This is a genomic window from Streptomyces sp. NPDC001493 (genome assembly GCF_053597235.1).
This window is the reverse complement of sequence record NZ_JBSFHV010000021.1, coordinates 70,861-85,379: the sequence shown is the minus strand read 5'-3', so window position 1 is coordinate 85,379 and position 14,519 is coordinate 70,861. Positions and strand designations below refer to the sequence as shown.

Genomic DNA, 14,519 nt, shown 5'->3' with positions numbered 1-14,519 from the left:
GCCTTGGTGCGTGACGTGCTGCGCGGTGTTCGAGGGAGTGTCGGATCGATCCCCCGAGAGTCCATAACGAACATGTTCGTGAAGTACTTGTTCGCTACGAACATGTTCGTTACGCTCGTCGTATGACACCAGCCACCCCACCTCCCGCCCCCCGCAGCCGCCGCGAGCGGCCCGCCAAGCCCGCGCTCAGTCATGCGGGCATCGTCGAGGCCGCCGTGCGGATCATGCGTGCCGAAGGGCTTCAGCGCGTGACCATGCGGCGGCTGGCGACGGAGCTGGACACCGGGCCGGCCTCGCTCTACGTCTACTTCGGGAACACGGCCGAGCTGCACGCCGCGATCCTGGAGGAGTACCTCGGCGCGGTCGACCTGAGCCCCGCGAAGGCCCCGGCCGAGGTCCGGGAGGACTGGCGGGAGCGGCTCGTCCAGGTGCTCGGGTCGTACACGGGGGTGCTCTTCGAGCACCCGAGCCTGGCGCGTTCCGCGCTCGTGGCGCGGCCCACCGGGGCGAACTACCTGGCGCTGGTGGAGGCGATCCTCGCCCTGCTCGACGAGGGCGGGGTGCCTCCGGGGCAGGCCGCCTGGGGCGTGGACGTACTGCTCCAGCTGGCGACCGCCGCCGCTGCCGAGCAGGGCACCCGCTCGGAGACCGACTCCGCCGAGGAGGAGCACGACGCGCTGGTGGGAGCGCTGCGTGCCGCGTCCGCCGACACGTATCCGCGTATCGCCGCGCTCGGCGACGACCTGTTCTCCGGGGCCCCGCCGCAGCGCCTCGGGTGGATGTTCCGGGTGGTCGTCAACGGTGCGCTGACCACCCCGCGCGACCTGATCTGACCTGATCCGAACTGATCCGATCCGGCGCCGTCGCCGTCGCCGGTACGAAGTACGTCGAGAAGGAGCCACGCCATGACGACCACCACTCCATCCACGTCATCCACGTCATCCACGTCATCCACTCCCACCCTCCACCACCCCATAGCCGTCGTCGGCGGCGGGCTCGGCGGCCTGATGCTCGCCCGGGTCCTGAACGTGCACGGCATCGACGTGCCGGTCTTCGACCTGGACGCCTCGCCGGACGCCCGTAAGCAGGGCGGGATGCTCGACATCCACGAGGAGACCGGGCAGGCGGCGCTGCGCGAGGCGCGGTTGCACGAGGCGTTCCTGGCCAAGGTGCACCCGGGCGGTCAGGCGATGCGGCTGCTCGACAAGAACGGCTTCGTCCACCGGGAGGAGGAGGACGACGGCTCCGGCGAGCGCCCCGAGATCGACAGGGGCGACCTGCGCGACCTGCTGCTCACCTCCCTCCCGGAGGGCACCATCCGCTGGAACTCCAAGGTGGTGGCGTGCCGGGCGACGGGCGCTGACGGGGGCCGGGGCGGCCGGTACGAGGTGACGCTCGCCGACGGGTCGGTGTTCACCACCGATCTGCTCGTCGGGGCCGACGGCGCCTGGTCGCGGGTGCGTCCGCTGGTGTCCGACGCGGTGCCCGCGTACACCGGGGTCTCCTTCGTGGAGGTCGACCTGTTCGACGCGGACACCCGTCACCCCGAGGCCGCGGCGCTGCTCGGCGGGGGGATGTTCTTCGGGCTCGGCGACGAGAAGGCGCTGCTGGGCCACCGTGAGACGGATGGCAGCCTGCACGTCTACGTGGCACTGCGCACCGACGAAAGCTGGCTGGGTACGGTCGACTTCACCGACTCCGGGGCGGCGAAGGCGGCCGTCCTGGAGCACTTCGAGGACTGGGCGCCCAGCCTGCGCGGGCTCATCGCCGAGGCGGACGGGCCGCTGGTGCCCCGGCACATCCACGAGCTGCCCGTCGGCCACCGCTGGTCCCGGGTTCCGGGCGTCACGCTGCTCGGGGACGCGGCGCACCTGATGTCGCCGTTCGCCGGGGAGGGCGCGAACCTCGCGCTGATCGACGGGGCGGACCTCGGCCGTTGCCTGGCCGCGCACCCGGGGGACACGGAGGCGGCGCTCTCGGAGTACGAGGAGCTTCTCTTCCCGCGCGCCGAGCGGACGGCGCTGGAGACCGCCGAGGGGCTGGAGGCCATCTTCGCGCCGAACGCCCCGCAGTCGTTGCTGGACATGTTCGCCGGGCTCGGCGGCCCGGACGCGGAACAGGGCTGAAGCCGAGAGAACGCGGCCCCGGTTCCGTACGGAAGGACCCCTGTACCTCCCGTACGGAACCGGCCCCCGGCCCCCCGAACCGGCCCCCCGAACCGGCCCCCGCGCCCAGCCCCCCCCGAACCGGCCCACGGCCCCCGGGTCTCACCCCTCCTGGAGCAGCGTCACCATCCGCGCCAGCAGTGCCGCGCGCTCCGGCATGCGGGTCACGTCGGTCCACTCGTGGTCGGCGTGCGGGCCGCCGCCCACCGCGCCGAGGCCGTCCAGGGTGGGGGCGCCCGCCGCGGCGCAGAGGTTGCCGTCGGAGATGCCGCCCACGGCGGCCGATCCGGGCCATTCCAGGCCGAGTTCGGCGAGCGCGGTACGGGCCGTCTCCAGCAGGCCGGTGGCGGAGGCCTCTTCGAGGGGCGGGCGGTTGGGTCCGCCGGTGATCTCGTAGGGGAGCCGTGCCACGTCGGCGACGATGCGGTGGAGCTCGGCGTCGATGTCCTTCTGCGCCTGGACGTCGGGGACGCGGACGTCGACCGTGACGTGGGCGCGGTCGGGGACGGTGTTCTGGGTGGTGCCCGCGCTCGCCACCGTCGGTGTGACGGTGACCCGGTCGTCGTACGCGGCGAGGGATTCCAGCGCGACGATGATCCTGGCCAGGTCCGTCAGGGCGTTGGAGCCCTTGTGGGGCTCCAGGCCGGCGTGGGCGGCGATGCCCTTGACGCGGATGTCGTAGAACGACCAGCCCTTGCGGGCGTGCTTCAGGCCGCCGCCGTCCGCCGCGCCCTCCAGGACCAGCGCGGCGCGGGACTTGCGTGCCCACTCGGTGACGATCTCGGCGCCCGCGGGGGAGCCGATCTCCTCGTCGGCGGTGATCAGGAACGCGACGGCGGGGTACTCGCCGGTCAGCTCGCGCAGCCGGGCCAGCCCGTACAGGCCCTGGATCAGGCCGCCCTTCATGTCGAAGACGCCGGGGCCGGTCGCCCGGGTGCCGTCGACGAGGAACGGCCGGCGCTTCAGCGTGCCCATGGGGAACACGGTGTCGAAGTGGCCGACCAGCAGGACGGGTCGTACGTCGGCCGGGCCGAGGCGCCAGAGCAGCCCGCCGGGGCGGCCGTTGCCGGGGTCGTGCGGCAGCACCGTGGGGGCGGTACCGAGGAGGCGGGTGCCGATTTCGGCCAGTACGTCCCGGCATGCGCGGAGGGCGTCGCCGTCGGAGGAGGGGGACTCGGCCCGTACGAGCCGTTCCAGATCCGTGACCATCGCGTCGGTGTCTTCGGTGAGGCGGCGCAACAGGTCACGCGGGTCGAGGACTTGGGATGCGGGCACGGCGGGACTCCTTTGGCGCGGCTTCCGTGGGGATACGCCTCTGCATGATTGCTCTGCCCCGACATGCGAAAGTTTGTGTGACCCGCCAAGTTTTGGAGCTGATCCGCCGTGCCCGACCACAACCCGGAGCACGTGGGCGCCGCCGGGCCGGCCGGTTCACCGGGGCGAGCCGACGCCACCCCGCAGCCCGCCGCCGACACCCCGGTGACGCTGGCCACCGTCGTGGACTGCCTGGGGCCCGGCACTGTCGCCGTGTGGGCCGCCCCGCACGGTCTCGGCGTGCCCGTCCGTACGCTCGCCGTCCACGAGGGCGCGCCGGGCCCGGACCCCGCCGGGGCAGCGCCGGAACCGGCCGGGCCCGAACGGCCGAGCGCATCACCCCCCAGCCCGCTCCTGCTCGGCATCGGGGCCGGGGGCGAGCCCGGCGGGCTGATCCGGGCGGCGGTCGGGGCCGGGGCGGGTGCCGTGATCGTCAAGGACGGCGGGGACCGTGCGCTGCGCGAGGCGAGCGCCCTCGGTACGGAGCACGGGGTCGCGGTCCTGGCGCTCGCGCCCGACCAGGACTGGACCGACCTGATCGGGCGGCTGCGCGCCCTGCTGGCGGTACGGGTGGGGCCCGGGACGCGGCGGGCCGCGATGTTCGGGCGCCGGCACGACCTGGTGAGCCTCGCCAACTCCCTCTCCCGGCTGGTCAACGGCTCGGTGATGATCTTCACCCCCGGTCAGGAGCTGCTCGCCGCCTCCCGTCTCGGCCCCGGCGACGACGAGATGCGCCGGGCCGCCGTACTCGACCAGCACGGCCCGGTCGGGTACCGGGCGCGCCTCGTCGAACTCGGTGTCTACCGGCGGCTGTGGTCCAGCCCCGAGGTGGTCGACGTGGCGGCGGTCCCCGAGTTCGGCGCGGGGCGCCGGCTCGCGGCGGCGGTGCGCGCCGGTACGGAGAACCTCGGCTCGATCTGGGTGGCCGAGGGCGGCGAACCGCTCGCCGCGAACGCCGCCGTGCTCCTGGCGGACGCCGCGACGGTCGCGGTGAGCGTGCTCCTCGGCCTTGACCAGGAGGAGGTGGCCCGGCGGCGCCTCGACGAGGAGCTCCTCGGCCGGGCCCTGCTCGGCGACGTCGATCCGCGTCTCGCCGCCTCCCATCTGGCCGTCGACCCGGGGACTCCGGTCACCGTGCTGATCGCGGACCTGTCGGCGCACGGCCCGGGGCTCGGCGCCGCCGACCTGTACCGGGCGAAGGAGGAGGCGCTGCGCCGCCTCGCCGGTTACCGGTGGCGCGCACTGGCCACCACCGGCCCGTCCCGGGTCGTCGTCGCGCTGGTGGGCCCGGTCGACCCGGACGGGATACGGCGGGCGGCGGACGCGGTCGGTGCCGCGGTGGCCGACGCGGTCGGCGCCCGGCCGCGTACCGGCATCGGTCTCTGCGTACCGCACCTGGGGGAGCTGCCCGCCAGCCGGATGGAGGCGGAGCTGGTGGTACGCGCCCTGGCCCGGCGCGGCGAGGTCCGCAGCGCCTGCCTGGAGGACGTGCGCGGCACCGTCAACCTGCTGGTGCTGGGCGAGGCCGTCACCGCCGACCGGCGGCTCCAGGACGGGCCCGTGCACCGGCTGCGCGCGCACGATCTGCGGCGCGGCACCGCGTACACCCAGACCCTGGCGGCCTATCTGGACGCCTTCGGGGACACCGCCGCGGCCTCCCGGGAGCTGAACATCCACGCGAACACACTGCGTTACCGGATGGGCCGGATACGTGAGCTGACCGGGCTCGACCTGGGCGATCCTTACGAGCGGCTGAACGCCGCCGTACAGCTCTTCGCCCTCGGGCCGAACGCGTTTGTCGCGGAGCACGAGAAAATGCCGAAAACCTCTTCGTCGTCCACAAACCGTGGGAGTACGTCCAGTTTGCACACTGCTGACCACGATCCGACGACAGGTTCCGGGTCGTGATCGACCGGTATCCGCGTGGAGGTGGAAGATGACAGAGGGCAAGAGCTCCCGGGTTCGCTCAGCCAAGCGAGTGGCCACGGCCGCCGTCGCCGTGCTTTTCATGACCTGGCTGATCGATTACATCGACCGGCTTGTGATCACCCTTGCCCTGCCCGACATCGGTGAGGAGTTCGGCCTCGGCACCACGATGCAGGGCCTGATCCTCACGGCCTTCTTCATCACCTACGCGGCGATGCAGATCCCCGGCGGCATCCTCGCCGACACCAAGGGCGCCCGCCGCGCGATGCTGATCGCGGCCGGCGGCTGGACGGTCTTCACCGCCGCGAGCGGGATCGCCATCGGCCTGACGACCATGATCGTGATCCGCGCGGTCTTCGGCATCTTCCAGGGCATGTACCCGGCCGCCTCCATGAAGGCGCTGAGCGAGCGCACCACCCCGGCGCAGCGGCTGACCGCGAACGGCATCATGTCCGCGTCCAACCCGCTGGGTTCCGCGATCGCCCCGATCGTCGCCGCACCGCTCATCGTGGCCTTCGGCTGGCGCGGGGCGTTCTGGTCGGTGTCCGTGCTCGGCCTGCTCATCGTGATCGTGCTGTGGAAGGGCATGCCGAAGCCGCTGACCACCGAGGAGCTCGCCGCCGCGACCGGGCAGTCGGAGGCCCCGGAGCCGGTCGCCCAGGTGTCGCTGCGCCAGGCCATGGGCCTGCTGAAGTCCTCGATGATGTGGCGCTTCGCCCTGATGATGTGCGGGTTCAACATCATCGGCTGGGGCCTGGTGTCCTGGGTGCCGTCCTACCTCCGCGAGAACAAGAACGTCTCGCTCACCGGTGTGGGCCTGCTCTCCGGCGTCCCGTGGGTCGCCGCGGCGATCAGCATGATGATCGGCGGCTACCTCTTCGACCGCTTCCTCAAGGGCAACCACCGGCGCGTGGTCGTCCCCGTCATGGTGGTCCTCGGCGGCCTGCTGGTGATGATGGTGCGCGCCGGGTCGGCGGGCGAGTTCATCGCCTGGGAGACCTGCGCGACCCTCGTTATGTACCTGGCGTACATGCAGATCTTCGGCCTGCCGCTGCGCATGCTGCCCCCGGAGTACGCGGGTGTCGGCGGCGGCATGGTGAACTTCGGCGGCCAGCTCGCCGGTGCGATCTCGCCGTTCGTGATGGGCTTCCTCGCGGAGCACTTCTCGTACGGTGTGGCCTTCTCCTTCCTCGGTACGGGCTGCGTCCTGGCGATCGTCGGCGCGCTGGTCACCCCGCAGACCCCGGAGGCGTTCCGGGCCGGCCTCGGCCGCCACCTGGAGCTGTCGGAGCCCGAGTCCGCCCCGGAGCCCGTCGCGGTGGGCGCCGCGTGACGGCGTCCGTACCCGGAAGCGGTACCGGCTCCGGCCCCGGCCCCGCGCCCGGCCCCGTGCCCGTCGCAGAGCTCAAGGAGCGGGCGCGGGCGGCGATCGAGGGCTACCGGGAGCGCCTGCTGGACCTCAGCGAGGACCTCCAGCGCCACCCGGAGACCGGATTCCGTGAGCACCGGGCCGCCGCGACGGTGGCCCGGTGGTTCACGGAGCTCCAGCTCCCCTTCGAGAGCGGCCTCTCCCTCACCGGGGTGAAGGCGCGGATGTCCGGGCGCACGCAGGGTCCCACCGTCGCCGTGCTCGGCGAACTGGACGCCCTGGTGCTGCCCCGCCACCCGCTCGCCGACCCGGAGACGGGCGCGGCCCACGCCTGCGGCCACCACGCCCAGGTGGCGTCGATGATCGGCGCCGCGATCGGCCTGGCCGCCGTACGGCAGCACCTCGACGGGGACGTCGCGTTCCTCGCCGTACCGGCCGAGGAGAGCGTGGAGCTGGAGTGGCGGCGGACACGGGTACGGGCCGGTGAACTGAAGCACCTGGTCGGCAAGGCCGACCTGCTGGCGCGGGGTGCCTTCGACGATGTGGACATGGCGATGCTCGTCCACACGACCGGGCAGCCCGTCCGGCTCAGCGTCGGGGACAGCCACAACGGGTCGGTGGTGAAGCGGATCGTCTTCACCGGCCGGTCCAGCCACGCCGGTTCGTCGCCGTGGCACGGGGTGAACGCGCTGAAGGCGGCGATGCTGGCGATCAGCGCGATCGACGCCCAGCGGGACACCTTCCGCGACGAGGACGCGGTACGCGTCAACGCCGTGCTGCCGCACGGGGGCGACGCGCCCACCGCCGTACCGGACCGCGCCGAGCTCGAAGTGGTCATCCGGGCCCGCACCCTGGACGCCCTGCGCGGCGCCTGCGCCGTCGTCGACCGGGCCGCCCGGGCGGGCGCGGTGGCGCTCGGCGCCCGCGCGAGCGTGGAGACCACCCTCAACTACCTCCCGCACCACCAGGACCCGGCCCTGGTCGAGCTGGCCAGGGCCAACGGCACCGCGCTCCACGGGCCGGACGCGGTGGTCCCCGGCCGGCACCTCGGCGCCTCCACCGACATGGGGGACCTCGGCGCGGTCATGCCGGTGCTGCACCCCTTCACGGGGGGCGCCACCGGGGACGCGCACAGCGTCGACTACCTGGTCACCGACCACGTCCTCGCCGCCCTGGAACCGGCCGTGCTGATGGCCTGGTGCGTCATCGACCTGCTGGCCGACGGCGCCGCCGGGGCGCACGACACCCTCGCCCGGCGCGCGTCCCGTGGCGGCGCGGAGCCGGACGAGCGGTCCGCCGCCGACCGGTACGCCGGCCTGCGGGCCGGATTCGACGGCCTGACCCACTACGACGGAACCCACGACGGCCCGGTCCACGACGGCCCGGTCCACGACGGCCCGGTCCACGACGGCCCGGTCCACGACGACACGGTCCACGACGACACGACCCACGACACGGTGCGTGGGACAGAAGGAGAACTGTGAGCACCCCCGAGAGCACCCCCGCGCGGAACGAGCCCAGGATCGCGCTGGTCACCGGAGCGGCCGGAGGCATCGGGGCGGCCGTCGCGCGGCGGCTGAGCGAGGACGGCGTCAAGGTGATCCTCGCGGACCTCCGCGCCGACCGCCTCGCCCCGCTCGTCGCCGAGGCCTCTTCTTCCGGGAGCGCCGGTACGTTCGCCGCGCTGGAGGTCGACCTCTCCGACCGCGCCTCGCTGCCGGGCTTCGTGGACCGCGCCTGGGAGGTGTTCGGCGGCCTGGACATCCTGGTCAACGCGGCCGGCCTCTACCCGAGCGCCCCGCTCCTGGAGATGCGCGACGACCAGTGGGACCAGGTCATGGACGTCAACCTGTCCGCGGTCTTCTCCCTGTCGCGGGCCTTCGCCCGGCGCCTGGTGGACGCGGACCACGGCGGCCACATCGTCAACATCAGCTCCGGTGCCTCCGCCCGCGCCCGCCGCGGTGCCGCGCACTACTGCACCTCCAAGGCCGGCCTGGACATGCTCACCAAGGCGTTCGCCCTGGAGCTCGCCGAGCACAGCATCCACGTCAACGCCGTCTCCCCGGGCTTCATCGAGGTAGACAGCGAGGTGAACCCGCTCGGCGAGGAGTACGTCCGCAAGATCCGCGGCGGACAGCCCTGGCCCCGCGCCGGTGTCCCCGAGGACATCGCCGGAGCGGTCGCCTTCCTCTGCGGCCCCGACGCCTCGTGGATGACCGGCGCCTCGCTCTCCGTGGACGGCGGTGCGGGCACCGGCAACGCCGCACTGCCGCTGAGCTGAGCGGAGCGACGACACCCATGACTTCGGAAACCACGACGGCCTCGGAAACCACGCCGGCCTCGGAAACCACGCAGGCTTCGGGAACCACGCCGGCTTCCCGGTCCGCACGGAGCGGATACGTCTGCGTCACCTTCGACTTCGACGCGATCTCCTCCTGGATGGCGCGGGGCATGCTGACCGCGACCCCGCTCTCCCGGGGCGAGTTCGCCGCCGTCGCCGTACCCCGGCTGCTGCACATCCTGGAGTCCCGGTCCATCCCCGCGACCTGGTTCGTACCCGGGCACACCGCCCTCACGTACCCCGAGCTGACCCGTGAGCTCATCGCCCGGGGCCACGAGGTGGCGGTCCACGGGCACGCCCACGAGAACGTCGCCGCCCTGGACCCGGAGGCCGAACGCGCCGTGCTGCAGAGGTCGTTGGATGCCCTTGAGGAGGTCACCGGTACTCTGCCGCGCGGCTTCCGGGCGCCCGCCTGGGACCTGTCCGACGCCTCCGTCGAACTGCTCGTGGAACACGGACTGCGCTACGACAGCAGCCTGATGGGCCACGACTACGCCCCGTACCCCTGCCGCACCCCGGACGTCCCGCACGACTCCGGCGTCCGCTGGGGCGAGCCCGCCGGGCTGCTGGAGATCCCGGTCGCCTGGTCCCTGGACGACTTCCCGTACCTGGAGTTCCTGCGGACCGCGTCCGGCCTGATGCCCGGACTCCGCGACCCGCGCGAGATGTTCGCGAGCTGGACCGCCGATCTCGATTACATGGTGCGGGACTTCAAGGACGGAGTCCTCACGGTGACCATGCACCCCGAGGTCATCGGCCGCGGCCACCGACTCCTTGCCCTGGAACACTGGCTCGACGAAGTCGCCTCGCGCGGCGTCGAGTTCGTCACCTGCGAACAGGTCACCGACCTGGTCGCGGCAGGTGCGGATCTGGGGCAGTACCGGCCGGTCTGACCGGCCCGCCGTACCGGAACGCCCGACCGGTCAGGGGGAGGGCACGGCGGTACGCGCACACACGACGGGCCCCCGGGCAGCACGCCCCGGGGGCCCGTCGTGCCGTGGTCACTTCCGGTGGCCGGTCACCCGGGCGACCCAGGTGATGAAGTCGGCGGCGTCGGTGTTGGAGCCGTGCCCCTGGTCCCAGTACATCAGCGAGTTCACGTCGTCGCCGAGGCCGTGCAGGGTCGCGGCGAGGTTGCCGACGACGGTCAGCGCGGTGTCGGTGTCCTTGGTGCCCACGCGTATCCACCAGTGCTTGGAACGGCCGGGGTTGTGGCGCGCCAGGTGGTACATCGGGTTCATCAGGTCCAGCAGGGCCGGGATGTCGCTGTCCACGCGGCCTGCGGTGAGCCCGGTGGTGTCGTGGCGCTGCCCGTACGCGGTGAAGTGGCGGGCCTCGGTCGTGCCGGTGCCGAACTCGTTGTTCTCGCCGCCGGACAGGTCGAACGTGTCGAAGGCCGGGGCGGTCTTCTTCCGCGCTCCCACGTGGGCGAGGTAGTCCGCCCAGGTGAAGGCCGCCCGGCCGTTCTTCCACGTGATGAAGGGGTTGGCCGACAGGTACGCCGAACGGTCGGCCTCGGCAAGGCCCTTGAGGTGGGTGGTCGCGGCGGGCCGGACGTAGGTCTCCAGCAGGTACTCGTCGTAGTTGCGCGCGGTGAGCGGGCCGAACCCGTTCAGGCCCTTCAGGCGCAAGGAGGCCTGGTATTCGGCGAACTGGGCCCGCAGCTCCTTGGACACGGGCTGGTCGAGCGTGCCGCTCTGCGGGGTGTTGGTGCCCCAGTTCCACTCGTACGCGCCGTCGGCGTGCTCCAGGTCGGTGATCGGGCACCAGTCGCCGCTGGCGAAGACCGCGTCGCTCGCCTCGGCCGCACCCAACTCCCTGAGGTACGGGGTATAGAGCGAGCTGTCCCCGGAAGCGCCGAGGAGCGCCGAGAGCGCGCCGCCCGCACTGGTGCCGGTGGAAACGATGCGGCGGGTGTCGCCGGGGATGCGGCCCTGGTTGGAACGGACGTACCGGACCGCCGCCTTGAGGTCCACGATCGCGGCGGGCGCGGTGCCGTAGTACGTACCGCTCGCATCGGTGAGGGTACGGCCCCGGCAGCCCGGCTCCACGACGACGTACCCGGCCGCCAGGCCCAGCTCGGGCAGGCTGACCATCTGGCCCATGCCGTTCAGCATGTCGTTCGAGCCGGAGGGCGCTTCGGCGGTGCCGGTGCCGGTTGTCGGGGTGCCGGTGCCTGCTCCCGTACCCGTACCCGTACCCGTACCCGTCCCGGCCGGGGGAGCGCCCGTCCCGCCGCCCATCCCGCCGAGGTCGCCCATCTCCATCGCGGCCTCACCGACGCCGGCGGCGGCGGCCACGCTCGCGGGGAAATAGCCGCCCACGGAATTGGAGAAGAGAATCGGCGCGTTCGTCGCATCGACGGCCTTGCCGTCGATCCTGACGGGAACGCTGACCACCAGGCTCTGGTGCTCGGCGTCGACCGGTGCGGAGACGTAGGTGATCGCCTTCCAGAAGTGGTAGGTCACCTCCTTGTCGCCGGCGTCGGTCGTGATGGTCGTCGTCAGTTCGGTGTACGCGCCCGGGTCGAAGATCAGGGCCCCCGAATTTCCCGGCTTCCCCGCATTCTGCGAGGAGCCGCGGCTTTCCGCCTGGGCGTTCGCGGCGAATCCCCCGACGGCTGCCGCTCCTGCGACCGACCCGAGGCCCACGACGACGGTCCTGCGTTTCACTGCCCTGTGCTTCACGGATTTCTCCTTTTACGGCAGCCGGAACTGCCGCGCGTGCAACGATCGCTTGCAACTGCCGCGTGTGCTGGACGACTACGCGGGTGCTGCATTGCTTCTGCGCTTTCGAACCTATGCCATCGTCCAGCAAATCTTCAACAATCCTGTTGACTCTGCTCCGAGATGCACAGGTGAAATAACGGGAATGCACAGGGATGAATATGAGAATTCCCTGAGTGAATATCCGGGATTCCTGAGAATTTCTCAGAATTTCCGCGGGAAGGTGTTCCGGTCGACATCCCTGCGGTGGGCGCGGCAGTGGGGCGTCGGCGAGACCCGAGGCGACCGCTGGAGGGAGAAGGGGAGGAGGAAGAGGGTGTACCCACCTCTTTCCACTCTCAACATATAGCGCAAGGGGGGCCTTGCGGCAAGGCCCCCTCGGTGGCGCACAATCGGCGGCCGACCTCGGAATTCCGTGCGTCCCACCCCCACCCCGGAGCCGCCCGCATGCCGTCCCAGCCCTCCCCGGCCTCCCTGAGCGCAGCCCCGGCCACCACCGCGTTCGCGCTGCCCGACCGCCTCGCCGCGAAGGCCGACCCCCGGCTGATCGCCCGCGACGAGGAGCACTTCGCCGCCGTCGCGGGGGCCCTGGAGGAGTCGGTCGCCGAGCTGACCGCACAGCTCGACGCCGCCCGCAGGGCGCCCGGCGGCGCGGGCCGGCAGGCGATGGACCGGGACACCGAGATCCGCCGTCTCACCGCCCGCCTGCGCACCCTGCGCCGCTTCGGCCTCGACCTCTGCCTCGGGCGGATGGTCGGCGAGGCGGGGACGGGGGCGGAGGCAGAGGCGGGGACGGGGACGGGAGCAGCGGCAGACCCGGTGTACGTCGGACGGCTCGGCCTCACCGACAGCACGGGCCGCAGGCTGCTGCTCGACTGGCGCTCCCCGGCCGCCGAACCGTTCTTCGGGGCCACCCACGCCAACCCGATGGGCCTGGCGAGCCGCCGCAGATACCGCTGGACCGACGGCCTGATCAGCGACTACTGGGACGAGGTCTTCACCGCCGACGGGATCGACGGGCACGCCGCGCTCGACGACCAGTCCGCGTTCGTCGCGAGCCTCGGCTCCAGCCGCTCGCCCCGGATGCGGGACGTGCTCTCCACCATCCAGGCCGACCAGGACGCCATCATCCGCGCCGGTTCGCGCGGCGCCCTCGTGGTGGACGGCGGCCCGGGCACCGGGAAGACCGTCGTGGCGCTGCACCGTTCCGCGTACCTCCTCCACTCCGACCCCCGGCTCGGCCACCGCAGGGGCGGGGTGCTCTTCGTCGGCCCGCACCGCCCGTACCTGGACTACGTCGCCGACGTCCTGCCCAGCCTCGGCGAGGAGGGCGTCCAGACCTGCGTACTGCGCGACCTCGTCGCCGAGGGCGCCCGGGCCTCCGTGGAGCGGGACCCGGAGGCGGCGCGGCTGAAGGCGTCCCGGGAGCTGGTGACGGAGGCGGTCGAGGCGGCCGTCCGGTTCTACGAGGAGCCGCCCGCGCGGGGCATGACCGTCACCACCCACTGGGCCGACGTACGGCTGAGCGCCCAGGAGTGGGCGGCGGCCTTCGCGGCCGCTGAGCCCGGCACCCCGCACAACGAGGCCCGCGAACAGGTCTGGGAGGAGCTCGTCGCCCTCCTCGTCGACAAGCACGACGAGGACACCCCGACCGACCGGCTCACCGCGTCCCTGGCGAAGAACCACGAGCTGCTCGCGGCCTTCGACCGGGCCTGGCCGCTGCTCGACGCAGCCGACCTGGTCGGCGACCTCTGGTCCGTACCCGCCTACCTGCGCAGGTGCGCCCCCTGGCTGGACGCCGACGACCGGCGCCTGCTGCGCCGCGACGAGGCCCGCGCCCAGGAGTGGACCGTCTCCGACCTGCCGTTCCTGGACGCCGCCCGGCAGCGGCTCGGCGACCCGGGGGCCGCGCGCCGCAAACGCCGGGGCGAGGCGCTGATCGCCGCAGAGAACGCGCGGATGGCCCAGACCGTCGACGCGCTGCTGGAGGCCGACGACGACGGCGAGGGCGTCATCACGATGCTGCGTGTCGGCGACATGCGCGAGGCCCTGACCGACGAGTCGGCGCTCTCCGGAGGCGACCCGGACCTGCTCGCGGGCCCGTTCGCGCACATCGTCGTCGACGAGGCCCAGGAACTCACCGACGCGGAATGGCAGATGCTGCTGCTCCGCTGCCCGTCCCGCAGCTTCACCATCGTCGGCGACCGCGCCCAGGCCCGCCACGGGTTCACGGAGTCCTGGCGGGAACGCCTGGAGCGGATCGGGCTCGACCGGATCGAACTGGCCTCGCTGAGCGTCAACTACCGCACCCCGGCAGAGATCATGACCGAGGCCGAACCGGTCGTCCGGGCCGCGCTGCCGGACGCCAACGTGCCGACCTCCATCCGCAGCAGCGGCATCCCCGTCACGTACGGTCCCGTCGCCGGCCTCCGTACGGTCCTCGGCGACTGGCTCGACGCCCACCCGGACGGGACCGCCTGCGTCATCGGCGACCCGGCGTTCCGGGCGACCCCCCGGGTGCGGTCGCTGACTCCGCAGCTGGCCAAAAGACTTGAGTTCGACCTCGTCGTGCTGGTCGAGCCGGAGTCCCTCGGTACGGGGATCGCGGGGGCCGTGGACCGCTACGTCGCGATGACCCGGGCGACGCAGCGGCTGGTCGTCCTGACGGACGCCTGAGC

Annotated in this window: 11 protein-coding genes; 9 read left to right on the top strand and 2 right to left on the bottom strand. The window is 72.6% G+C overall.

Annotation, left to right across the window (positions count from 1 at the left end; translation table 11 throughout):
- The first annotated feature begins 122 nt into the window (after positions 1–122).
- Both ACWCWD_RS27070 and ACWCWD_RS27065 read left to right on the top strand, forming a co-directional pair.
- Positions 123–833, top strand: coding sequence for a TetR/AcrR family transcriptional regulator (locus ACWCWD_RS27070; protein WP_450776549.1), 711 nt, complete (start codon positions 123–125; stop codon positions 831–833).
- A gap of 72 nt (positions 834–905) precedes the next feature.
- Positions 906–2,126 (top strand): FAD-dependent oxidoreductase, encoded by a 1,221-nt coding sequence (locus tag ACWCWD_RS27065; protein WP_450776547.1) that lies wholly within the window; start codon positions 906–908, stop codon positions 2,124–2,126.
- 141 nt (positions 2,127–2,267) lie between these two features.
- On the opposite strand, the gene ACWCWD_RS27060 is transcribed toward ACWCWD_RS27065, so the two are convergent.
- Positions 2,268–3,440 (bottom strand): M20 family metallopeptidase, encoded by a 1,173-nt coding sequence (locus tag ACWCWD_RS27060; protein WP_450776545.1) that lies wholly within the window; start codon positions 3,438–3,440, stop codon positions 2,268–2,270.
- Between the two features lie 108 nt (positions 3,441–3,548).
- On the opposite strand from ACWCWD_RS27060, the gene ACWCWD_RS27055 reads away from it, so the two are divergent.
- From ACWCWD_RS27055 to ACWCWD_RS27035, 5 genes are read left to right on the top strand one after another with little or no spacing between them, the layout of a single operon-like run.
- On the top strand, positions 3,549–5,387 hold the full coding sequence (locus tag ACWCWD_RS27055; RefSeq protein ID WP_450776543.1) for a PucR family transcriptional regulator: 1,839 nt from the start codon (positions 3,549–3,551) through the stop codon (positions 5,385–5,387).
- Between the two features lie 28 nt (positions 5,388–5,415).
- Complete coding sequence (locus ACWCWD_RS27050; RefSeq protein ID WP_450776541.1) at positions 5,416–6,738, top strand: MFS transporter; 1,323 nt, start codon at positions 5,416–5,418, stop codon at positions 6,736–6,738.
- Complete coding sequence (locus ACWCWD_RS27045) at positions 6,735–8,258, top strand: amidohydrolase (RefSeq protein ID WP_450776539.1); 1,524 nt, start codon at positions 6,735–6,737, stop codon at positions 8,256–8,258. The genes ACWCWD_RS27050 and ACWCWD_RS27045 overlap by 4 nt, the downstream gene beginning before the upstream one ends.
- The gene (locus tag ACWCWD_RS27040) at positions 8,255–9,055 is read left to right on the top strand and encodes an SDR family NAD(P)-dependent oxidoreductase (protein ID WP_450776537.1); all 801 of its coding nucleotides are present in this window, start codon (positions 8,255–8,257) and stop codon (positions 9,053–9,055) included. The genes ACWCWD_RS27045 and ACWCWD_RS27040 overlap by 4 nt, the downstream gene beginning before the upstream one ends.
- Before the next feature lie 17 nt (positions 9,056–9,072).
- Positions 9,073–10,008 (top strand): polysaccharide deacetylase family protein, encoded by a 936-nt coding sequence (locus ACWCWD_RS27035; RefSeq protein WP_450776535.1) that lies wholly within the window; start codon positions 9,073–9,075, stop codon positions 10,006–10,008.
- 108 nt (positions 10,009–10,116) lie between these two features.
- Here the strand turns inward: ACWCWD_RS27035 and ACWCWD_RS27030 are convergent, their stop codons facing one another.
- A complete protein-coding gene (locus ACWCWD_RS27030) occupies positions 10,117–11,802 on the bottom strand; it encodes a subtype B tannase (protein WP_450776533.1) in 1,686 nt (561 codons plus the stop codon).
- Between the two features lie 64 nt (positions 11,803–11,866).
- Between ACWCWD_RS27030 and ACWCWD_RS27025 the strand changes: the two genes are divergently transcribed.
- Positions 11,867–12,190 (top strand): hypothetical protein, encoded by a 324-nt coding sequence (locus tag ACWCWD_RS27025; RefSeq protein WP_450776531.1) that lies wholly within the window; start codon positions 11,867–11,869, stop codon positions 12,188–12,190.
- Between the two features lie 98 nt (positions 12,191–12,288).
- Complete coding sequence (gene helR, locus ACWCWD_RS27020) at positions 12,289–14,517, top strand: RNA polymerase recycling motor ATPase HelR (RefSeq protein ID WP_450776529.1); 2,229 nt, start codon at positions 12,289–12,291, stop codon at positions 14,515–14,517.
- Positions 14,518–14,519 lie beyond the last annotated feature (2 nt).

What these genes read in the sequence shown, in the direction of transcription:
- ACWCWD_RS27070 (WP_450776549.1), top strand. Translation starts at nt 123, where the DNA reads ATGACACCAGCCACCCCACCTCCCGCCCCCCGCAGCCGCCGCGAGCGG.
- ACWCWD_RS27065 (WP_450776547.1), top strand. Translation starts at nt 906, where the DNA reads ATGACGACCACCACTCCATCCACGTCATCCACGTCATCCACGTCATCC.
- ACWCWD_RS27050 (WP_450776541.1), top strand. Translation starts at nt 5,416, where the DNA reads ATGACAGAGGGCAAGAGCTCCCGGGTTCGCTCAGCCAAGCGAGTGGCC.
- ACWCWD_RS27035 (WP_450776535.1), top strand. Translation starts at nt 9,073, where the DNA reads ATGACTTCGGAAACCACGACGGCCTCGGAAACCACGCCGGCCTCGGAA.
- helR (WP_450776529.1), top strand. Translation starts at nt 12,289, where the DNA reads ATGCCGTCCCAGCCCTCCCCGGCCTCCCTGAGCGCAGCCCCGGCCACC.